Origin of the sequence: Rhodococcus sp. MEB041, from assembly GCF_030208955.1 — a bacterium.
Lineage (GTDB): Bacteria > Actinomycetota > Actinomycetes > Mycobacteriales > Mycobacteriaceae > Rhodococcoides.
Genome location: NZ_JARVSZ010000004.1, coordinates 331,705 through 351,953, shown reverse-complemented (window position 1 = coordinate 351,953; position 20,249 = coordinate 331,705). Strand labels below are relative to the sequence as shown.

At 67.4% G+C, this 20,249-nt stretch carries 17 protein-coding genes; 11 read left to right on the top strand and 6 right to left on the bottom strand.

Annotation, left to right across the window (positions count from 1 at the left end; all coding sequences use genetic code 11):
• Positions 1-63: 63 nt before the first annotated feature.
• The gene (gene rfbB, locus QRN16_RS13710; protein ID WP_285187467.1) at positions 64-1,107 is read left to right on the top strand and encodes a dTDP-glucose 4,6-dehydratase; all 1,044 of its coding nucleotides are present in this window, start codon (positions 64-66) and stop codon (positions 1,105-1,107) included.
• 509 nt (positions 1,108-1,616) lie between these two features.
• On the opposite strand, the gene QRN16_RS13705 is transcribed toward rfbB, so the two are convergent.
• The 3 genes from QRN16_RS13705 to QRN16_RS13695 all read right to left on the bottom strand — a co-directional run bounded on the left by QRN16_RS13705 (position 1,617) and on the right by QRN16_RS13695 (position 5,799).
• A complete protein-coding gene (locus tag QRN16_RS13705; RefSeq protein WP_285187465.1) occupies positions 1,617-3,023 on the bottom strand; it encodes an O-antigen ligase family protein in 1,407 nt (468 codons plus the stop codon).
• Positions 3,024-3,700: 677 nt separating this feature from the next.
• Entirely contained in the window at positions 3,701-4,729 is a 1,029-nt protein-coding gene (locus QRN16_RS13700) for a GDP-mannose 4,6-dehydratase (RefSeq protein WP_285187462.1), read from the bottom strand.
• Positions 4,726-5,799, bottom strand: a complete 1,074-nt coding sequence (locus tag QRN16_RS13695) for a glycosyltransferase (protein WP_051613481.1) — start codon at positions 5,797-5,799, stop codon at positions 4,726-4,728. Before QRN16_RS13695 ends, QRN16_RS13700 begins: the two co-directional genes overlap by 4 nt.
• A gap of 256 nt (positions 5,800-6,055) precedes the next feature.
• On the opposite strand from QRN16_RS13695, the gene QRN16_RS13690 reads away from it, so the two are divergent.
• A complete protein-coding gene (locus QRN16_RS13690) occupies positions 6,056-6,640 on the top strand; it encodes an acyltransferase (protein ID WP_285187460.1) in 585 nt (194 codons plus the stop codon).
• Here QRN16_RS13690 and QRN16_RS13685 read toward each other — a convergent pair.
• Positions 6,610-7,962, bottom strand: coding sequence for a tyrosine-protein kinase domain-containing protein (locus QRN16_RS13685; protein ID WP_285187458.1), 1,353 nt, complete (start codon positions 7,960-7,962; stop codon positions 6,610-6,612). The two genes, QRN16_RS13690 and QRN16_RS13685, sit on opposite strands and share 31 nt — an antisense overlap.
• A gap of 252 nt (positions 7,963-8,214) precedes the next feature.
• On the opposite strand from QRN16_RS13685, the gene QRN16_RS13680 reads away from it, so the two are divergent.
• Genes QRN16_RS13680 through QRN16_RS13645 form a run of 8 tightly spaced genes read left to right on the top strand, consistent with a single transcriptional unit; the run spans position 8,215 to position 17,267 of the window.
• Positions 8,215-9,210: a GDP-mannose 4,6-dehydratase gene (locus QRN16_RS13680; RefSeq protein WP_285187457.1), complete on the top strand. Its 996-nt coding sequence runs from the start codon at positions 8,215-8,217 to the stop codon at positions 9,208-9,210.
• Positions 9,207-9,755: an acyltransferase gene (locus tag QRN16_RS13675; protein ID WP_051613483.1), complete on the top strand. Its 549-nt coding sequence runs from the start codon at positions 9,207-9,209 to the stop codon at positions 9,753-9,755. Before QRN16_RS13680 ends, QRN16_RS13675 begins: the two co-directional genes overlap by 4 nt.
• Positions 9,755-10,876 (top strand): glycosyltransferase family protein, encoded by a 1,122-nt coding sequence (locus QRN16_RS13670; RefSeq protein ID WP_285187454.1) that lies wholly within the window; start codon positions 9,755-9,757, stop codon positions 10,874-10,876. The genes QRN16_RS13675 and QRN16_RS13670 overlap by 1 nt, the downstream gene beginning before the upstream one ends.
• Positions 10,873-12,051, top strand: coding sequence for a lipopolysaccharide biosynthesis protein (locus QRN16_RS13665; protein ID WP_285187452.1), 1,179 nt, complete (start codon positions 10,873-10,875; stop codon positions 12,049-12,051). Before QRN16_RS13670 ends, QRN16_RS13665 begins: the two co-directional genes overlap by 4 nt.
• Positions 12,048-13,160 (top strand): glycosyltransferase, encoded by a 1,113-nt coding sequence (locus tag QRN16_RS13660; protein ID WP_285187450.1) that lies wholly within the window; start codon positions 12,048-12,050, stop codon positions 13,158-13,160. The genes QRN16_RS13665 and QRN16_RS13660 overlap by 4 nt, the downstream gene beginning before the upstream one ends.
• Positions 13,157-14,557: an O-antigen ligase family protein gene (locus QRN16_RS13655; protein WP_285187448.1), complete on the top strand. Its 1,401-nt coding sequence runs from the start codon at positions 13,157-13,159 to the stop codon at positions 14,555-14,557. Before QRN16_RS13660 ends, QRN16_RS13655 begins: the two co-directional genes overlap by 4 nt.
• Positions 14,554-15,783: an acyltransferase family protein gene (locus tag QRN16_RS13650; protein WP_027506357.1), complete on the top strand. Its 1,230-nt coding sequence runs from the start codon at positions 14,554-14,556 to the stop codon at positions 15,781-15,783. The genes QRN16_RS13655 and QRN16_RS13650 overlap by 4 nt, the downstream gene beginning before the upstream one ends.
• A complete protein-coding gene (locus QRN16_RS13645) occupies positions 15,759-17,267 on the top strand; it encodes a cellulase family glycosylhydrolase (protein ID WP_285187446.1) in 1,509 nt (502 codons plus the stop codon). The genes QRN16_RS13650 and QRN16_RS13645 overlap by 25 nt, the downstream gene beginning before the upstream one ends.
• A 75-nt stretch (positions 17,268-17,342) precedes the next feature.
• Here QRN16_RS13645 and QRN16_RS13640 read toward each other — a convergent pair whose 3' ends face one another.
• Positions 17,343-17,513: a hypothetical protein gene (locus QRN16_RS13640; protein ID WP_285187443.1), complete on the bottom strand. Its 171-nt coding sequence runs from the start codon at positions 17,511-17,513 to the stop codon at positions 17,343-17,345.
• Positions 17,514-17,995: 482 nt separating this feature from the next.
• Here QRN16_RS13640 and QRN16_RS13635 point away from each other — a divergent pair, with 482 nt between their 5' ends.
• A complete protein-coding gene (locus QRN16_RS13635; protein WP_285187439.1) occupies positions 17,996-19,432 on the top strand; it encodes an HNH endonuclease signature motif containing protein in 1,437 nt (478 codons plus the stop codon).
• Here QRN16_RS13635 and QRN16_RS13630 read toward each other — a convergent pair.
• Positions 19,399-20,238: a DUF72 domain-containing protein gene (locus QRN16_RS13630; protein WP_285187437.1), complete on the bottom strand. Its 840-nt coding sequence runs from the start codon at positions 20,236-20,238 to the stop codon at positions 19,399-19,401. The genes QRN16_RS13635 and QRN16_RS13630 overlap by 34 nt on opposite strands.
• Positions 20,239-20,249: the final 11 nt, after the last annotated feature.

The window sequence follows — 20,249 nt, the reverse complement described above, 5'->3', positions numbered from 1 at the left end:
CGATGCCGGTCACACATTTCAGTCGAGTCGAAACTCGAAAGCGTTGAACGTACTCTTCGGCGCATGAGAATGCTCGTGACCGGCGGCGCCGGGTTCATCGGCGCGAACTTCGTGCACCTGACCGCCCGCACCCGCCCCGACATCGAGATCACCGTCCTCGACGCCCTCACCTACGCCGGCAACAAGGCCTCCCTCCAGCCTGTCGCCGACCGCATCACCTTCGTCCACGGCGACATCACCGACACCGCCCTCGTGAACCGCCTCGTCGCCGACACCGACCTCGTCGTCCACTTCGCCGCCGAATCCCACAACGACAACTCCCTCGGCGACCCCTGGCCGTTCGTGCACACCAACATCATCGGCACCACCACCCTCCTCCAAGCGGTCCGCACCCACGACGTCCGCTACCACCACATCTCCACCGACGAGGTCTACGGCGACCTCGAACTGGACGACCCCGCCCGGTTCACCGAGAACACCCCCTACAACCCCTCCTCGCCGTACTCCTCCACCAAGGCCTCCAGCGACCTGCTGGTGCGCGCCTGGACCCGCTCCTTCGGCGTCCGCGCCACCATCTCCAACTGCTCCAACAACTACGGGCCCTACCAGCACGTCGAGAAGTTCATCCCCCGCCAGATCACCGGCGTCCTCACCGGCATCCGCCCCAAGCTCTACGGCGCCGGACTCAACGTCCGCGACTGGATCCACGTCGAGGACCACAACACCGCCGTCTGGACCATCATCGACAAGGGCGCCCTCGGCCAGACCTACCTCATCGGCGCCGACGGCGAGGTCGACAACCGCACCGTCGTCGAGACCATCCTCGAACTCTGCGGCCACGACAAGGCCGACTTCGACTTCGTCACCGACCGCCCCGGCCACGACCTGCGCTACGCCATCGACAGCACCCGCCTGCGCACCGAACTCGGCTGGACACCCCGCTACTCCGACTTCCGCAGCGGACTCGCCGCCACCATCGACTGGTACCGCGACAACGAATCCTGGTGGGCGCCTCAGAAAGCCGCGACCGAAGCGGCCTACGCATCGGCCGGCGAACGGACGCTCCAACCCTTCAGCGGCGGCACAAGAATTTGTCCTCGAACGTGAATGTGCGTACAAGACGTCGAAACGGCCGCACCGGTACGAGTGCGCTTTCCGCGGCACGCCAGCCGGTTTGGTCACGAAACTAGCTGAGACTCTGCATGATGCACCCGCCGAGCGCGTTCTCCCGACCGGTGGCTCGACTGAGCACGTTCCTGTCGAGATGGCCGACGGCGTCAGAGAGCACCGGCACGGCGCTGCTGACCCTCGCCGCACCCAGTTCAAGTACCGCCCGGCTATCGACGACCTACCGTCGCTGGTGCCGCTGATACGCCCTCCCTGTTGACCAGCGGCAACGCAGGCGAGACGGCGCGACGCTGGAGTCGGGGTGCAACCATTGGCGCGGACCTTTGCACCGGCATCGGCACCGGCACCGGCACCGGCTCCTCACCGGCTGCCGGTGTGGCTCGTCGCGGTGGCTTTGGGAAAGCCAGATCCGGAAGCGCCCACGGTCGTGGGCGTCGCTGCTCAGGCCGAGACAGGGCCATTCGTCCAGGACTTCACCGCGATGGGATTCAACGTCGGGCTGCTGGCTGCGCCGGTCTCGAGCCAGGCGCTCGGCGTGTATCAGCTGTCGTACGCCGTCGTGGACTGACGATCTCAGGGGGCGTACTGGAGTCGGTTTCCGACACGGCAACCGTCGTGTCACCAGCGTCCGGTGTGCTCCCGACGGCCAGTCCCACGAGGACTAGGGCCAGATACGAGATCGGCGGCGTATCAATGGCTGATCCGGTCAGGCCCATCCCGATGAGGCCCACCGCCGAGATCGCCGCGAGTTGGCCCTGGGGATTCGTCCACACGACCGACTTCCGAACCGCTGCGATGACGGCGATGACGAGCAAGACCCCGATCAACCCGCCCTCGACCGAGAACTTGAGTGCGATGTTATGCGGGGTCACGTGCTCGCCTGCGCGGAACGCTCGACCGAGGGTGTCGCCCGCCGAGCCCGCGCCCCAGCCGAAGATCGGAGATTCCCCGATCAACCGCAGGCCCTCGCGCCATTCCGGGAAGCGGTTCTGGAAGCGACCATCCTCGGAGGCGTCGGAGATGGACAGGATGGTCGACGCGAAGCGGTTGTCTGCTGAGCGGCTGAGGACGATGTAGCCGACGAGCGACGCGATACAGACGAAGTAGACGCCCTGAAGTCGGCGGACCGGGGTTGCGCTGGAGATCACGAGCACGATGACCAGGAGAACGATTGCCACGTATGCGCTGCGCACGTACGTGTAATAGACCGCGATGCTTCCGACGACGCCGACGATGAGCGCGAAAACGGGGTGCTGGCGTCTGCGGACCGCGGCCCATCCGAGGACGAGCAGTCCGGCACCGGCCACGTGAAACGGACCCGAGAAGACGCCCTGCAGTCGCTCGGTGCCGCGAAAGTTCGAAGTGTACTGGTCGGCCGCACGCGGCACGAGCTCGGCGATCTCGGGGAGGTAGAAGTATCCGAACAGGGAGATCGCGAGCGCGAACGTCACCATGCCGATCACGAGTCGTTCCATGCGTCGGATGTGGCGGCGGGCGATCGCGCACCCGAGCACGATGCCGCCGAACGCGAGCGCAGTTTTCCGGAAGCCGAGGAGCCCTGGGTTGAAGTCGGGGACGTTGGGATGAAACATCAGCAGCGTCCAGAAGCCGATCAGCAGCGCGCAGGCCTTCACCACCGACCCACCTCGACGTTCGGCGACCGGCGTGGCGATCCAGGCGGTAAACCCGCAGATCAGTGCGACCGCCTGAAGGGCGAGCCCGATGGTCCCGGACAGCAGTGATCCGAAAGTGAATGCGCCGGTGAACAGCACCAGGGTGCGGGGCAGGGCATCAGGCTTCCGCGGGACCGTCCACCACGCGAGCAGAGCGGCGCCGCTGAGCAGCATCACCGCGCCCTGCGTGCTTTCCACCCACCGGGAGATGTCACTGAGCATCACCGAATCATGCCGTACCGGGCGACCTCGGCGCGTGTCGAGCGACTCTCAGTCGCGCGTCCAGTTGCAGGCGGCGCAGGTGCAGTTCGATCGGTACCGGCGCCGCGTCACTGCGGCGATCAGACGGCGGAGCGCGAGGATCACGCCTCGTATTCGATCCCAACTTTCCCGCGGATGGTGTGTGATCAAGCCCGGTTCATCCGATTGGATGACCCGCACTTCACGCGAGAAAAGACACGGCGACATCCTTCATGAACGGGCATGCCGACCTTAGCGGCGGTGCCCATGATAACCATGGGTGCTTCGGGTGAACACTGATCGAATACGACCGGAGATCGCATGGCACCTCCCGGTGCAAAGACGCAATCTGCAACCACGGTCGCAGATGTGCGACCCAAGGCCAGCGCGACAGTGAACACCCCCAACAGAGTCTGGCGCCTCAGGCTCGCTGACATTCAGGAGCGGGGTGCATCGCCCGACAATGATGTAGGCCAGCTCGCTGGTTGACTGTTGCCGATCCGCCACGGCGCACCTATGCCGAGAAGACTTCGTGGCACACACCCACTGTTGCCTACCCGAGGCCACGCATGCGCTGGAACTACTGTCGTCATCCTCAAGCCCTATGGTGAAGATTGACCAGTCGACTGCCTGAGCCGGTACGGCGATTCGGCCGCGTTCTACGAGAGACCGAAGTCGGCCGATAGTTCACCATTGATCGCACTATCGTGCTGAACCATCGATGCGACGACAGTTTTGAAATTCGTTGCGGGCACCCAACTTAGCTCGTACCGCGCCTTCGAATAATTTCCGATACTCACCGCGGAATCCGCAGGCCTCGTCAAAGACGTGTCCGACTTCACCAAACGCTGCCAGTCAGATACGCCGGCAACATCGAACGCAACCGCGACAAAATCCATGATCGACCTCGCTTCCCCCGTCGCCACGATGAAGTCGTCGCCTTTGCCGTGCATCGCCATCCTGTACATCGCGTCGACGTAGTCCGGGGCCCAGCCCCAGTCGCGCCGGATGCTCGTGTCGCCGAGGGTGAGGGTGTCCTGCTTGCCGGCGGCGATGGCGGCGACGGCCGCGGTGATCTTGCGGGTGACGAAGGTGGTCGGTCGGCGAGGTGACTCGTGGTTGTACAGGATCGCGTTGGTGCCCTCGAGACCACGGGCTCGGTAGACCTGAACGAGGTTGTGCGAGAAAGCTTTGGACGCGCCGTACGGCGACGTGGGCCTGATCGGGGTGTCCTCGGTCTGCGGTGACTCGGTCGATCCGGCGAAGATCTCGGCGGACGAGGCGTTGACCACCATCACCTTCTTCCCCGACTTCTCCTGCTGCTGCAGGCAGGCGTCGAGCAGCGCAGCCGCGGAGACTCCATTGACTCGCGCGGTGGTCACCGGGTCCTGCCACGACTTCCACACCGACGAGATGCCTGCCAGGTGAAAGACGTAGTCGGGCGCGATCTCCTGCACCGCCGTCGTCGTCGCGATCGGGTCGGCGATGTCCTGGTATCGCACGGTCACGCCGTCGAGGTACTGCAGAAACGGGGGTCCGTCGTCGTTCGGGCGCGTGATGCCGTGGACCTGCCACCCTTTCGACACCAGCAGCTCGGCCAGGTACGTCCCGTCCTGACCACCCACTCCGGTGATCAGAGCCACGGGTGCGGTGGTGTCGAGCTCCACGTCGGTACGGCCGGTGCTCATGCGGTCAGTATGCCGTCCCGCGTGCCTCGATCCCCAGCCACGTTCGCTGTGTTGCCCAGTCGTGAACGCGCGAAGTCGTACGCCTCGGTCAACCGCCCGGCCATCAGCGCGAAGTCGAAGGACTTCGCCACCTCCACCGACTGCGCCCTCACGAGCTCCTGGTAGTCCAGGTCGGCGAAGAAGCGCCGGACGGCGATCGCCATCTCCACCGGGGTGGTGCCGGCCAAGGGGTAATTGAGCGACACCATGCTGGGGATGGATCGGCTGAGAATCGGGCATCCCATCTCGGCCGCCTCGAGAGTGGACAGCGGAGCACCTTCCCACGCAGCGGTGTGGAGGTAGAGGCTCGCGGTCTGGACCAGACGACGAACCTCGGCCGGCTCGATCCATCCCGTGATGCGGACTCCCGCTCGCTCGAGGCACTCGCGCCCCTCGTCACCCGACCCGATCCACACGAACTCGCACGACGGGCCCACCACCTCGGCCACCTCGGCGAAGAAACGCGGGTCCTTCTGGTCGGCAATCCGTCCGAGCATCGCCACCAACGGGCGGTCCGACGCGGGCGGGCGCTCCACGACGAGGGACATGGGGGTAGCGGTGTTCGGCACTTCGCGGCTCGGCATGCTCGGGCGCAGATCGTGCCCGATGGCCAGTTCGCGAGGACTCACGGCCATCAGCATCTGCTCGCGGCCGGCGAGGAAGCGTTCCACCGCCCAGTACGTGAGGCGCTTCGCGGGCGGGTGGCCCTCCTCCATGGCGTAGCAGTGCGGGGAGTAGACGATGCGGGTGCCCTTGGGGAGCATCGCGCGGAGCAGCCCCGCGTAGCTCGAGTGCAGGTGCACGATGTCGAAGTCGTTGTCCAGGATGAATCTTCGTGCGTCACGGAGGAACGCCATGAGGTCGCCGTCGAACGTCTGGACGGTCGCCGTCTCCGGCACGTCGAACGTCTCGTGGCCCACGCGGGTGCGGACGAACAGATGGTGCTCGTGGGCATCGGCACCGCGGACGTAGTTCACGATGGCGCTGCGCAACCCGCCGCCGAATGCTTCCGACACATGCACGATCTTCATCTCGCACCTTCTCGGTCGTGGGTGGCACGACGCTCCCCACCCGCGTGCAGACGAAACATAACGCCCTGGACCATTCTTCGCACTCCGAACAATGTTTGTTCGCGTCGCTCGCGTTCTTACAATGGAAAAGGCACGGCTACTTTACGGATAAGGTCGGTGAAACCGTCCGGAAAGCGGCGTCGTGACTGTTTCGAGGCTGCGGGCGCACGGTGACAGACCATGACGATCCGTCTATTTTCGTGCCATAGTTGTCGGCATGGCGGCACCGGTCTCGATGGACGAATCGCGCAAGCAGTGGGTGTCCCGCGTGCAGACGGGCGCTCGGGAGCAGGCCGGCGAGCGGCTCTACAACGTGGTGATCACCCGGATCCCGTCACGCACGCTTCGGGTGGGCTGGTTGCGGCTGTTCGGGGCCACCATCGGCGAGGGCACGACCATCAGGATGGGCACCCGAGTGCTGGGGCTGCGCTCCCTTGTCATCGGTGCGCACTGCGCCATCGGTGCAGGCTGCCTGCTCGACGCGCGGGGGCAGGTCACCATCCACGACGACGTGGAGATCGACGCGCACGTGCAGATGATCAGCGGCCAGCACGTCGTCGACTCGGACGATTTCGGTACCACCTACTGCCCCATCGTCATCGGCCACCACGCCTGGATCGCCAGCCGGTCGATGGTGGTGGTCGGCGTGCGCATCGGAGCCGGTGCAGTGGTGGGAGCCGCGTCGCTCGTGCGCGACGACGTGGCGCCGAGGACCGTCGTCGCGGGTGTCCCTGCTCGTCCCATCGGGACACGCGACGCGGCTCTCGACTATCACCCGGTAGGGAGCCCGCGCCTCACCTGAGGTGCGTCGTGCTGCCTGCGCCGACGGTGGCTGGTGGCCACGCACCCCAGGACACTCGCGCCGGACAGTCCCAACTTCCCCACCGAGTGCGTCAGATCCGCCGAGGTGGTCGACCCCAGAAGTGCCACCAGCAGGACGCCGTCCGCGACTCCCGCGAGGACGGCCGCGTCGGCCGAGCACAGCACCGGCGGTGCGTCGATGATGACGAACTCGAAATACTCGTGAAGTTGCTTGACCATCTCGTTCATCGTCACGCGGCCGAACAGGGCGCTCGACGACTCGGTGGCGACGCCGGTACCGATGATGCTGAGGTTGTCACGGTCGGTGGGGACCACCGCGTCGTCGAGTGTGGCCTTGCCGCGCAGCAACTCGCTCAGCCCCGGCACTCCCCCGATACCGAACAGAGTCGGGAGCCGCCCGCCGCGGAAGTCGGCGTCGATCAGGGCCACCGATCTGCCGGTGTCCGCCAGTGCAGCCGCCAGTCCTGCCGCCACCGTCGTCGATCCGGTCCCCACCGTCGGCGCCGCCACCACGATGGTCCGCGGCGGCGTGCCCGTTCTGAGCGCGAGGATCGCCGTACGGATCTCGCGGAACGCTTCCTCCGCCGTCGGGAACGACGAGCCGAGAAGCAAGGAGTCGGCCATCGCGTCCTCCTGGCGGGGAACGACGCCGAGCACGGGCCCGGCGGCGCCGGCCGCGATGTCGTCGTCGGTGTGCACGGTCGAGTCGAGGGCCGAGCGACCCACAGCCGTCGCGAGACCCAGGATCAACCCACCGAACAGCCCTAACACCAGATTGCGACCCCAGCGGGGACTCGATGGGGCGACGGGGAGGTCGGCGAAATCAGCCACCGTGGCGGTGGCTGCCGGCAGTTGCCCCGCCTGCGCCGTCTCCAACTCCTGCACGAGCTGACTCGTCTGGGACGCCACCGCATTGGCCAGGTCGCGAGCAGCGGCCGCGTCGGAGTCGCTGGCCGTGACGTCCAGCAGCACCGATCCCGTGACGGCCGCGGCGGTGACTCTCGACATCACGCTCTCCGGAGGAACGTTCAGACCCAATTCGTCGATCGCGCGCTCGGCCACCTGCTTGCCCACCGCGAGCCCCGCGTACGACGCGACGCGACCGGTGGAGAACAGGCTGCCCTGATACGCGTCGCTGATGGATCCCGCACCGGTGGTCGAGATGAAGAGTCGCGCCGTCGCCACGTAGGTCGGTTGCGACAGGGCCGACACCGCACCGGCAGCACCGACCGCGAGGACGGTGCACAGCACGATGGTGACCCAGTGTCTCCGCCAGGCCGAGAAATACTCCCGTATGTCCATGACCCGTTCTCCCCGCGGAAGATACCCAGCGATTGTGGCCGGGAATGATTGCTCATAGTATGCGGATGATCAGTGAAAAGCGCAGGGCAACATGGGTGTCACAGAATGGTCATCCGCTCGCGCAGTCGCACTGACAGAATGAAACGGCGATACCCGGAAATGGCCCCGTTTACGGGGACGTACATGAGCACGACGCGACGGAGTTCGGCGTTTCGGACACTCGAGCTCGACTGACGGAAGCGATGGTGTGTCTTGACCAAGCGAGCTCTCATCACAGGAATCACCGGGCAGGACGGCATGTACCTCGCCGAACTGCTGCACGAGAAGGGGTACGACGTGTTCGGCCTGGTGGCCGGACAGAACAATCCCAAGGCGGATCTGCTCCGCGTCACCCACCCGTACGTGGAGATCATCAGCGGCAACCTGCTCGATCTGGTGAGCCTCATTCGCGCCGTCGCCCATGCGAAGCCCGACGAGGTCTACAACCTCGGCGCCATCTCCTTCGTCGCGTACTCGTGGGAGAACGCCCGGCTCACCAGTGACGTCACCGGCGGCGGTGTGCTGAACATCCTCGAGGCGGTGCGCTTCTTCCAGGACAGCTCCGGCCGCGACGTGCGGTTCTACCAGGCATCGAGTTCCGAGATGTTCGGCAAGGTGCAGGAAGTACCGCAGACCGAGAAGACGCTTCTCTGGCCACGCTCGCCCTACGGCGTCGCCAAGGTGTACGGCCACTACATGACGATCAACTACCGCGAGTCCTACGGCATGCATGCCAGCTCCGGCGTCTTGTTCAACCATGAATCACCGCGCCGTGGACCGGAATTCGTCACCAGAAAGGTGTCGCAGGCCGTCGCTCGCATCACATTGGGCCTGCAGGACGAGATCGCACTGGGAAACCTGGACGCCAAGCGCGACTGGGGCTTCGCCGGCGACTACGTCGAGGCGATGTGGTTGATGCTGCAGCACGACCACGCCGACGATTACGTCATCTCCACCGGTGAGACGCACTCGATCCGCGAACTGCTCGACATCGCGTTCGACGAGATCGGGATCACCGACTGGAGCGAGCGGGTGCACATCGATCCGGCCTTCATGCGACCGGCCGAGGTGGACGAACTCATCGGCGATTCCACGAAGGCACGGGAGACGCTCGGCTGGCGCCCCAGGGTCGGCTTCGACGAGTTGGTCCGCATGATGGTGCGGCACGACGTCGACGATCAGTCCAAGCGTGCGGCCGGTGCCCTGTGAACTCCGCGCCCTACTCGAGCACGCGCAAGGAACAACTGGGTGAGCGCGTCTTCAACTTCCTGATCACCCACATCCCGTCGCACACGCTCCGCCAGGGGTGGCTCCGTTTCTTCGGCGCCACCATCGGCACGGGCTCGTCGATCATGCTGGGCTCCACGACGTTCGGGCTCCGACGGCTGGTGATCGGCAACAACGTGTCCATCGGATCGTCCGTGCTGCTGGACGCCCGCGGGGGTCTCCTCATCGACGACGACGTGGTGATCGCGTCCGACGTCCACATCATCACCGGGGACCACGACGTCGACAGTGACGATTTCGGTGTCCGCCTCGGGCCGGTGCACGTGGGACACCACGCGTGGATCGCGAGCCGCGCCACGGTGCTGAGGGACGTGGAGATCGGCGCCGGCGCCGTGATCGGTGCCGCGTCTCTGGTCCGCCGCGACGTGGGCGAGATGGAGATCGCCGCCGGCGTCCCCGCCACGGCGCTGGGCAAGCGCACGTCCGCGTTGGACTACCACCCCACCTTCCGCCCACTCCTCTACTGATGGGACCCGACGTGGTGGATCTCGCCCGTACACGGCTGGTCTACGTCGCACCGGCTGCCGGCCGCAGCGGCGTCGGCGACTACGCCGACGATTTCCTCGCCGAGGTCGCCCCGCACTTCCTCGACGTCGTCGACTACCGCATCGAGACAGAGGGCGCGGAGACGGCGCGCGAGGTACTCGCCCATGCGAGACGGATCCGCGCGCTGGTGAAGGCATCGTCGGCGCAAGGCCCCACCCTCGTCCACTTCGAGCAGAGCGGCGGGTCGCTGTCGGTGTTCTGGGCATCGCTGCTGCGCGGGGTGACCGTCACGGCCACGGTGCACGATCCGCCGTACCCGGTGTGGTGGCCGTTCAAGACCAAGTCGGTCGGGCGCCACCGCCTCCTGCACCACGCCGTCCACTACCCGTTCCGGATCGTCACCACCGCGTTGCAACGTCGAGTGCTGCGGGGGCGCACCGTCTTCGCCCTCACGACGATGGGCGCCGACAGCATCCGTCGCACCTTCCCTCGGTCACACCCGGTCGCGGCACGCATCTTCGTGCCGGCCCGCCCCGACCTCACTCCGCCCGCGGAGCGTCCACTCGCAGTCGGATTGTTCGGCCATGTCTACCGCGGCAAAGGCTTCGATCTCATCGGCCGTCTGCGCGAGGAACTGGACGCCCACATCGACATCCGCGCCGCCGGACGAGGAACGGCGGCACTGCCGGCGATGGACGGTGTGACCCTCGTGGGCGAGGTCAACGGTCCCGACGAGGACCGCTTCTTCGAGTCGATCCGACTGCTGCTGGTGCCCTACTCCAAGCACAATCCGTACGGCAAGGCCTATCCCGCCTCGAGCGCCGTCACCCGATCGTTCGCGTACGGAACGCCCATCGTCTGCATCACCGAGGGAGCGCTCGCCGAGACGGTGGAGCGCGGAGGCGCCGTGGGAGTCGACAGCGTCGACGATCTCGCGGCCGCGGTACTCGATGTGGTGCGCGACGGCGCCCGGCTCGACGACCTCACCCGCCAGGTCGACGCGGTACGGCGAGCCGACGCCATGACCCACTGTGCGGCCGTCTTCCTCGACGCGTGGTCCGCCGGGGCGAGCCTCGACGCCGCCGAGTACTCGGTGCGATGAGAGCGCTCGACAGCCATCTCCTCCGCACGGGGGTGGCGTCGTTCTGGAACTACAGCGGCCGGCTCGTCGGGCTCGGCTGGACGTTCGCCCTCATCCACACCCTCGGCATCGGCTCCTACGGGCAGTACGCCGTCGCGGTGGCGACGGCTGCCATCGTGAACGCCGGTATCGACAACGCGTTCTACGTGCGCTCCCTCCGACTCGACGAGGCCAGATACGAGCGGGAGCGTTGCGCCCGCGTGCTGTTCGGCTCGGTGGTGGCGGTGGTCGGTGTCGTCGCGTTCACCGCGTCGTTCGTCATGGGTTTCGCCGTGATCGTCGCGGCGGGCGAGCTGCTGTTCAACACCTGGAAGAGCCACCTGCTCCGCGAAGGGCGTCCCGACGTCGCCATGCGCTTCGACGCGGTCCGGCAGATCACGAGCATCGTCCTCGGTGCCACGTATCTGTATGCGGTGGAGGCACCGTCACTGTCGACGGCCGCGGCCCTGTACCTGCTCCCCTACCTCGTGGTGGCCGGCGCCTGCCTCCGGTACATCCCCGGACGGACCCCCGCCGCACCCGGCGGGCCGAAGGAGTTCGCGCTGCTCTCCTTCGAGGCTCTCGCCGCCGCCCTCTACGCGCAGGGCGACGTCGTCGTGATCGGGTGGGTCGCGGGCGACGAGGTCGCGGGCTACTACTCCGTGGCACTCGTGGCGGCACTGGCCATCTCGACCATCGGCCAGAACTACGCCAACACCTACCTCGAGAAGATCCGGGCCGCCGGCGGTCACGTGTCGGGAGCGCCGGCGCTCCGCGACGTCGTCAAGGTCGGCCTGCTCACCGGTGGGTCGATGGCCGTCATCGGCGTCGGCATCCTGCTCTGGGGCGGCGCCGACTACACCGGCCACATCACGCTGATCCTCTCGCTGTTCGTGGTCGCGCGGGCGATCAACCACTCGTTCATCGTGGTGCTGTTCGTGCAGAAGCGCGACGCCTTGCGGGTGAAGGCCACCGTCGCCGTGGCGGTGGCGAAGCTCGCGGCACTGGCGTTGCTCGTGGGCCCGCTCGGCGGGTACGGCGCGGCCGTGGCCTGTGTCGTGTGCGAGGCGGCCCTGCTGTTCGTGTACCACCGCGCCGTGCACGGCGCGGCGTCGTCCTCCATCCGAGAACCACTCCACGACAGGGCTACTCGATGAAAGCGGCATTTCTCCTGGCCAAGGATCCCCGGTTCGAGTCGACCGGCGACCTGACGATGGCGAACCTCGTGATGACGCTCGCCCGGTCGTCGTACGACGTCGCCGTCGTGTGCCTCTCCGGCCGCCCGGAGGTGGCGGAGGCCGACGTCGTCCGCATTCCCAAGACGGCTCCGCGCCCGGCCGAACTGGTGAGCCGGAGCCTGCGCACCCGTCGCAGTCTGGTGCACACGCGCTTCACGTCGGACAGCCTCGTGAAGGCCGTGGACGACACCGACGCCGACATCTTCGTCGCCGACCACAGTTACATGGCCGAGGCCTTCCTGCACTCCTCGCGGGCACACACCCGTCGACACGGAGACCCCATCCTCGCGGTGAGCACCGTCGTGTCGGAGACGTTGGTGTGGAGGGCCACTCGGGGAGTGCTCGGCCGGGTCGACTCGCGCCGCATCGTGCGCGACGAGCTCCGCGTCGCGCGGCAGGCCTACTCCGTCGGGACGTACGACGCGGAGGAGGCGCAGTTCTACTCCGATCACGGGGTGCGGCGAGCGCACTGGCTGGATCTGACACTGCCCCCGAAGACGCAGGTGGACATCGGCGAGTCCGGCCCTCGACTGGTGTTCCTCGGCGACCGCCAGTGGTCGCCCAACCAGGAAGCGTTCGAACGGCTGCTGACGTGGTGGCCGGACATCGCCCGCGGCATCGACGGTGCGGAACTGCGCATCGTCGGCTCGCGCGGACCCGGACGGCCCGTACCGCTGCCGCCCGGTGTGGAGGATCTGGGCTTCGTCGACGACCTGGACGCGTTCCTCTCGACCAGCCGCGCCATGGTCGCGCCCATCGTCACCGGCGGCGGAGTCCGGGTGAAGATCCTCGACGCGGCCAGCCGGGGCATGCCCGTCGTCGGCACCACCGCGGCCGTCGGATCGCTCGGACCCGTCCTGGGAATCGACGGCATCGACGACAAGCACGAGTTCGTGCAGCGCTGCCGGCGCTACCTGCTCGACCGTTCGGCCGCGGTGGCCGACGGCGACGCCCTCTACCGAGCCAACGCCGACCGCTGGAACGAGGGCGCGCCGCACCGCGCGGTGCAGGAGTGGTTGGCGCCATGACCCCCCGCAGAGCGTCTCTCCTGGTGGGCATCCTCGGCGCCGGTGTGGCCGTCGCGGTGGGCCTGCTGTCCGGCTCGAGCACCAGCGCCGCCCGGCTGCTCGCGGTGGGCCTGATCGGCATGGTGGTCGGCGTGACGGTCACCCTTGCCTCACCGAAATTCGTTTATGCCGCACTGGGATTCACGCTCGGTGGCGTCCCGTTCGCGGTGATTCCCGGCGCGGGACCCGCGGTGCTGCTCCTCGCGGTCGCGGTGTGGGCCGCGATGCTCACCCACCCGCCCCCTGTCCTGCGGGTGCGCAGCCTCGACGTGATGGTGGCGCTGCTCCTGCTCGTCTCGCTCGCCTCGGTCACCCAGAGCGCCACCAGTGGAGTCCATGTCACCGAGTTCCTCAAATGGGCAGTGGCGACGTCACTGATCTTCCCGCTGCTCCGACTCGATGCGGTCGACCTGCGCCGCTTCGGCCTGTCCTATGTGTGCGGCGCGGCGGTGGGCGGCGGCGCTTCCCTCCTGATCCTGTTCTTCGACCGCACCGGGACGGCGATCTCCGTCCTGTCCCCCATCGGGTACGGGAACACCGGGACCATCGGCACCACGCTGCGCTGGTTCGAGGTGGGCGGCACGTCCATCCGTCGGTTGGCCGGCACCTACATCGACCCGAACGTGGCGGGCATCTTTCTGTTCCTCGGCTTCGCCCTCGCGTTGGCGTTGACCCGCGGGTGGATCCGCATCGTGTCGAGTGCCGTCATCGGACTGGCGCTGATGGCGACCCTGTCGCGCTCGGCCATCCTGTCGGTGATCGTCGCGCTGGCGGTGTACCTCGCGTTCCAGCAACTGCGGACACGGACCCGCGTGATCGTCGTGGCGGCCACGCTGCTGGGCGCGGCTGTCGCACTCGCCATCCCCGCCGTCAACGCGCGGTTCCTGTCCAGCTTCGGCTCGTCCGACCGCGGAACCGACGACAGGGCCCGCGCACTCGCGAACTTCCTTCCATCGATGGACGGGCATTGGCTCTTCGGGCGCGGGTGGGGTGCCCTCGAGCTCATCGACGAGGTGGCCGGCTACAACGCGAACTACGTCGCCAACACCCCGTTGCTGACGCTCTATCGCGGGGGCATCATCGTCGGCGTCGTGTTCCTCGCGCTGCTGCTGGCCGCGCTGGTCATCGCGTACCGACGGATGCGCTCGTCGACGCACTGGCAGGCCGGTGTGATCGGTGCGGCCTTCATCGGATTCCTGCTCGTCGCACTGCAACTGGACTTCCCGGTGGTCACCAATCCGATCGTCACGATGGTGTTCTCGGTCTTCCTCGCTCTGCTCACAGTCAACCCGACACCCACACCGGACGACAGCGCCGTCGAACCCGATCATGCTCGACTGCAGGAGGTTCCACGGTGACCGATACTCCCGCTCCCGTCACCGCACCGCCGACCCAGCGGAAGGCCTGGATCGCCGGGCTGGAAGGCCCCCGCGGTGTCGCCGCGATCTGCGTCGTCCTCGCCCACGTGGCCGTGGTGCACACCCCGAACATCGTCGCGTCGACGCGGATCGACTTCCTGGGCCAGGCCCTCACGTTCTTCTTCGCGCTGTCCGGTTTCCTGCTCTATCTCCCGTACGTCACCCGCTTCGCCGACGGGGCAGCGTTCCCGAACACGAAGCGCTACTTCGTCGCCCGCGTCCGACGGGTGTTTCCCGCCTACATCGTCATCTTCCTGATCGTGAACTTCGTCCTGGGCGCCGGCTACGTGGTGAATCCCGTGACGAGCGGCTGGGATCATTCCGCCGACGGCACCGGCACCATCACCGCGCCGCTGCCCCTCCTGGCGCACCTGACGCTGACGCAGTCGTACTTCCCCAGCACTCTGCAGACCGGAATCAATCCCTCCTGGTCGCTGAGCACCGAGTGGGGCTTCTACCTCGTCCTCCCGATAGCGGGCTTCCTGCTCTTCCGGTTCGGCCGCGGCGGCCGGCGACCCCTCGTGACCGCGCTGATCCCCGCGGTGGCGCTCATCGCGCTCGGGCTGATCGCCAACACCATCGTCGGCAGGCTGCAGCACGCGAGCGGCCTCCCACCGCTCGAGCAGTACTGGGGACCGAACTGGGTCGCGGTGTTCTCGCGCAGCTTCCTCGCTCTCGCCGACCACTTCGCCTGGGGCATGGTGGCGGCCGTCGTCTACGCCGCGATCGCCCGGGGAGCTTTCTCCCGCTTGTCGACGTCGCGGTTGTCGGCGGTTCTCCTCAGCATCGCCGTCCTGGCGCTGTCCGGCTCGATGCTGTTGTTCGCGCTCGGATCTCGCTACATCTCCTCGGTGTTCGCGATCGCCTCGTGCGCCTCCATTCTCGCGATCGTCGCGCCTCTCGGCCGCGGCGAGGACTCCCGCCTCGCGAGGATGACCGACTGGGCGCCGCTCAAGTATCTCGGCATGGTCTCCCTGTCCTCCTATCTGTGGCACTACCCGGTTCTGGTCCTGGTCGGCCGTGCGGGGATTCCCATCCCGCCCACCGCACTCGGTCTCGTGTGGGGATTCGTGCTGGTCATGTCTCTGACGGTGGCGCTCGGGTCGCTGACGTACTACCTGGTGGAACGACCGATGATGCGATGGCGAGCCGGACGTACCACGTGAACCGACGGGGGTTCCTCGTGCTCGCGGCCGCGGCAGTGGCGGCGGCGTGCACGCGGGACCGGAGTGCGCCGCCCGTGCCCGAGGAACTCCAGGCGCCTCCCCGGGTACTCGGCTACTCCACCGGATCGTCCATCCTGTGGGCCGACGACGCGGACGTCTCCCGGACGATGGCCGCGGTCCGCGACGGCGGGGCGACATCGGTTCGTATCGACATCTCGTGGCGCTTCGCCGAACCTGCTCGGGGTCAGTACGACTGGCGACCCTCCGATCGGGTGGTCGACGCTGCCAGGGCGGCCGGCCTGGACGTGGTGGCCACGCTGACCACGACACCGGCGTGGGCGGCCATCGGGTTCTCCGACCTCGCCGCAGCGGCTCCCCGGAACCCGCAGGAGTACGGCGCGTTCGCGGGCGTCGTCGCCGATCGGTATCGCGGGCGGGTGTCGACCTACGAGATCTGGAACGAGCCGAACGGCCGACTTTTCTTCTGGCCGAACCCCGACCCCGCCCGGTACACCGCCATGCTGCGGTCCGCCTTCACCGCCGTCACCGCGTCCGATCCCGACGCCGTCGTCGTGGCCGGGGCACTGGGCAACACGGACACCACCGACGGCCGGATGGACTCGAACGAGTTCCTCGTGGGTATGTACGACGCCGGTGCGGCCGGGTCGTTCCACGCGCTCTCGTACCACGCGTACGACTACGGCACCACCCTCGCCGACGCCGGCCTGTACCCCAATTCGGCTGTGCAGCAGATCATCAGGATGCGGCAGACGATGGTGACGCACGGGGATGCGGCGGCACGCATCTGGATCACCGAGTACGGCGCGCCCGACACCGGCGTGGACGCGGACACGCAGGCGCGGCTCATCGTGGAGTCGGCGCAGCAGTGGGGCGAGGTGCCGTACGGCGGGCCGTTCTACGTCTACACCGTCCGTGACGGCGACAGCCTGTCCTCCGATCCGGAGGCGCGCTTCGGCGTGCTCGACGATGCCTTCGTACCCAAACCCGTCTACGGACAGTTGGCCGCACTGGCCGCGGCGGGGCTGCCCCAGCGCGACATCGCGAACCGGTTCGACGCCGCCGCACCCTCCGACTTGGGCGAGCCGTGGGGCCCGGTCTTCGCACTCCCCGCGGGCTCGGGCCGCCAGTACACCCACGGCAGCCTGTACTCGACCGCGAGCGGCTGGCTCACCTCACCGCCGGCGGTCGCCGACATCGCCCGCACCACGGGGCTCGTTCCGGCGGGCCCCTTCCACGACGGATACCAGGACCTGCTGGCCGACGGCGGGTTCCGGGTGTTCTCCGATCCGCGGTTCGGCACATGGGCGGTCGTCGGCGCGATCCTCGATCAGTGGCGGCCGGAGCTCGGGTTCCCGGTCACCGGGGAGTACGAGGCGCCCGACGGTCAGCGCGTCGTGGACTTCGAGTCCGGCCGCATCCTGTGGAACCCGACGGACGGGGCAGTGGTGGTCCGCGACCGGTGACGCGGCTGGGCGCGCTGCGCCGGGTTTCCGCTGACGTCGCCGTTGCTGGACAGTGCGACACCGTTTCGGCGGCCGCTACTCGAGCGTGACGGGCGTCCGGGGAATGCGGTTCAGAGGCGTCTCCTCGCGCAGAATGCGAGCCCCGTCCTCGATGTCCGCATTGTGAATGGCACGACCCATCACGACGCCGATGACCGGGGCTGCGACAACCCAGACGGCGCCGATGCCGTAGACGATCCACCACATCGCACGAGTGTGACACCGAAATCCGGAAATGTGACCATAAATGGCAATTAAACCATTGAGAACGTTTCTCGGCGGGGTTCGAAGCGCCACCACGGGCGTCTTCGGTACGCGATCCGCACCACAGAGCCTGTCATTCGATCGAAGGACGGGGTGTGCGACGCTTCCGGCCGGTCGGGCCGCTCAGGCGACGTCTCGAATGCTTCGATGCCGACGGCGAGTCGGACGGGGGTTGCAGGGCGACTTGCAGCCGAAACAGCGGATGAGCATACTTTCCACATGGTCAAACGACGTTCGCGCATTGTTGCGCCCGATAAACCGACGCTGGGACAAGTTGGATCCGTCGGTGTCAGCTTCGTCGCTTTCCTGGTGTTGCTGTTTCTCTGCATCAGCCACGGCCTCCTCTGAGCTCGGCCCGATTGCGCGCATGTAGGCAGTTCGAACGCATGTTCGATTTCTGTCGGTGGGTCGAGGTACCGTGAGGCATGTTTTCGGGGGGAAACGCAGGGGACGGTCGTCGTGACGACGGCTCCATCAGCGACCCCGTTCTCGCTCAGCTCGTCGCTACGCAGGAGGAGCTGACGCGCCGCATCGCGGCCTACGAGACTCGGCACATCGGTACATCGGACCGTCTCGCCCTTCTGGTGCGGGACGAGAGGGTGACGCGGGCGCGGCAGGCGCAGGCGCACGTGTGGCTGGCCGAGCTCGTCCAGCAGCGCGGCTTCGAGGAGACCGGAGCGCACAACGCCGATGCGCTGGCCCAACTCCTCACCATCGATCGCGCAGCCGCTGTGGCGCGACTGTCCGTGGCCGCCCAGCTCGGCAACAGGACCACCCTGCTCGGCGACGTCATGGAACCCGAGCTACCCGCCACCGCCGCGGCGCTGCGCGAGGGTGCCATCGACCCGGCCCACGTGAAGGTGATCCGGAAGTTCGACAAGAATCTCCCCGCTGCTGTGGATGCCGATACCCGCGCCCACGCGGAGCGTCACCTCGCCGACGCGGCGCGCGAGGTGCGTCCCGCGGAGCTCACGGCGCTCGCCGAGCGCATCACCGCGCACATCGTCGAGGAAGGCGAGTTCGAGCTCCCGCCGGAGCGCGTCCGCAAGCGCGGCATCTTCATGGGCAAGCAGGACAGCGACGGGATGCGCAGCGGCAGGTTCGTTCTCGATCCCGAGACCGCGGCGTACATCGACGCCTACAACAGCAAGTACGCGGCGCTCGGAGTGGGCAATCCCGAGGACACACGCGCGCCCGTCATCGGAGAACCGGACGACGAGACCCGCCAGCGCGACACCCGGACCACACCGCAACGACGGCACGACGCCCTCAAGCTGCTGCTACGCGACACACTGTCCTCCGACGATCTCGGCAAGCACCGCGGTGTGCCGGTCAAGGTCATCATCGTCGCCCGTCTCAAGGACCTGATCCGAGGCACCGGACTGGCCACCGCCGCAACGGGTTCCACCATGCCGATCCGCGACGTCATCCGCATGGGGTCGCACGCCGATCACTACCTCGCAGTCTTCGGCGACGACGACGGCAGGCCACTGCACTTCGGCCGCACCCGCCGCATCGCCAGTGAGGACCAGCGCCTCGTCCTCATGGCCACAGACCGCGGATGCACAGCACCGGGGTGTGATCGCCCTGCCGTGGCCACCCAGGCGCACCACATCCACGAGTGGCAGGACGGCGGGCCCACAGACATCGAGTCGCTCACCTTCGTGTGCGACATGCACCATCCGATGGTCCATGACGGAGCACTCGGATGGTCCACCACCACAGCACCACCAGGCCATCCCTACGCCGGGCGCACTCTGTGGCACCCGCCTGCCCTCATCGACCCGTCGAGGACGGGCCGGGTGAACCACTATCACCACCCACAGGACTATCTGTGGGAGGACGACGAGCCAGCGGCCTGAGTCATCTCGCTGAGTCGCAACGCATCCCACGGCGCGAAGCCCTTCGCGTCGTTGTCGAAGTAGACGTACACGTCTCGCTTCGCAGCGCGCCACTCACCGATGCGCTCGGCCCACCGGCCGAGCGCCTCGTCGGAGTACCCACTCGTGTACAGCTCCGTGTCGCCGTGCAACCGGACGTAGACCACGTCACTGGTCACCTCGGTGAGCATCGGGAACTTCCCGGCCGAGTCGGCCACCACGCACCCGATGCCCTGTGCCCGCATCAGCTCGTATGCCTCCGCTGAGTCGAAGCTCGGGTGCCGCACCTCGAGGCAGTGTCGCAGCGGCCGGTCCTCGTCGACGTCCAGGAACACGCGGTCGTCGGCGAGCTCGTCGTCGTGCTTCTCCCCCAGCCGAGCGGCCTCCGTCGTCGACCGCGGCAGCAGCGCGAAGAAGTCGGCCATCCTCGAGGCGTCGAAACGGAACGTGGCTGGCAGCTGCCACAGGATCGGCCCGAGCCGTGGCCCCAGCGCGAGAACACCCGACGCGAAGAAGTTGCCCAGGGCGGCGTCCACCCCCACCAGCTTCTTCATGTGCGTGACGAAGCGCGGCCCCTTCACCGCGAACACGAACCCCTCGGGTGTCTCCGCACGCCAGCGTTGATAGCTCGACGGCCGTTGTAACGAGTAGAACGAGCCGTTGATCTCGATGGAGGTCAGTGCACGGGAGGCGTACTCGAGCTCACGGCGTTGCGCCAGCCCCGCGGGATAGAAGTCGCCCCGCCACCCCGCGTAGCGCCAGCCGGAGATGCCGATGCGCAGTTCCATCGGTTACCTCC

Coding starts and splice junctions, on each gene's coding strand:
- rfbB (WP_285187467.1), top strand. CDS start 64: ATGAGAATGCTCGTGACCGGCGGCGCCGGGTTCATCGGCGCGAACTTC.
- QRN16_RS13705 (WP_285187465.1), bottom strand. CDS start 3,023: ATGCTCAGTGACATCTCCCGGTGGGTGGAAAGCACGCAGGGCGCGGTG.
- QRN16_RS13700 (WP_285187462.1), bottom strand. CDS start 4,729: ATGAGCACCGGCCGTACCGACGTGGAGCTCGACACCACCGCACCCGTG.
- QRN16_RS13695 (WP_051613481.1), bottom strand. CDS start 5,799: ATGAAGATCGTGCATGTGTCGGAAGCATTCGGCGGCGGGTTGCGCAGC.
- QRN16_RS13690 (WP_285187460.1), top strand. CDS start 6,056: ATGGCGGCACCGGTCTCGATGGACGAATCGCGCAAGCAGTGGGTGTCC.
- QRN16_RS13685 (WP_285187458.1), bottom strand. CDS start 7,962: ATGGACATACGGGAGTATTTCTCGGCCTGGCGGAGACACTGGGTCACC.
- QRN16_RS13670 (WP_285187454.1), top strand. CDS start 9,755: ATGGGACCCGACGTGGTGGATCTCGCCCGTACACGGCTGGTCTACGTC.
- QRN16_RS13665 (WP_285187452.1), top strand. CDS start 10,873: ATGAGAGCGCTCGACAGCCATCTCCTCCGCACGGGGGTGGCGTCGTTC.
- QRN16_RS13660 (WP_285187450.1), top strand. CDS start 12,048: ATGAAAGCGGCATTTCTCCTGGCCAAGGATCCCCGGTTCGAGTCGACC.
- QRN16_RS13655 (WP_285187448.1), top strand. CDS start 13,157: ATGACCCCCCGCAGAGCGTCTCTCCTGGTGGGCATCCTCGGCGCCGGT.
- QRN16_RS13645 (WP_285187446.1), top strand. CDS start 15,759: ATGGCGAGCCGGACGTACCACGTGAACCGACGGGGGTTCCTCGTGCTC.
- QRN16_RS13640 (WP_285187443.1), bottom strand. CDS start 17,513: ATGTGGTGGATCGTCTACGGCATCGGCGCCGTCTGGGTTGTCGCAGCC.
- QRN16_RS13635 (WP_285187439.1), top strand. CDS start 17,996: ATGTTTTCGGGGGGAAACGCAGGGGACGGTCGTCGTGACGACGGCTCC.
- QRN16_RS13630 (WP_285187437.1), bottom strand. CDS start 20,238: ATGGAACTGCGCATCGGCATCTCCGGCTGGCGCTACGCGGGGTGGCGG.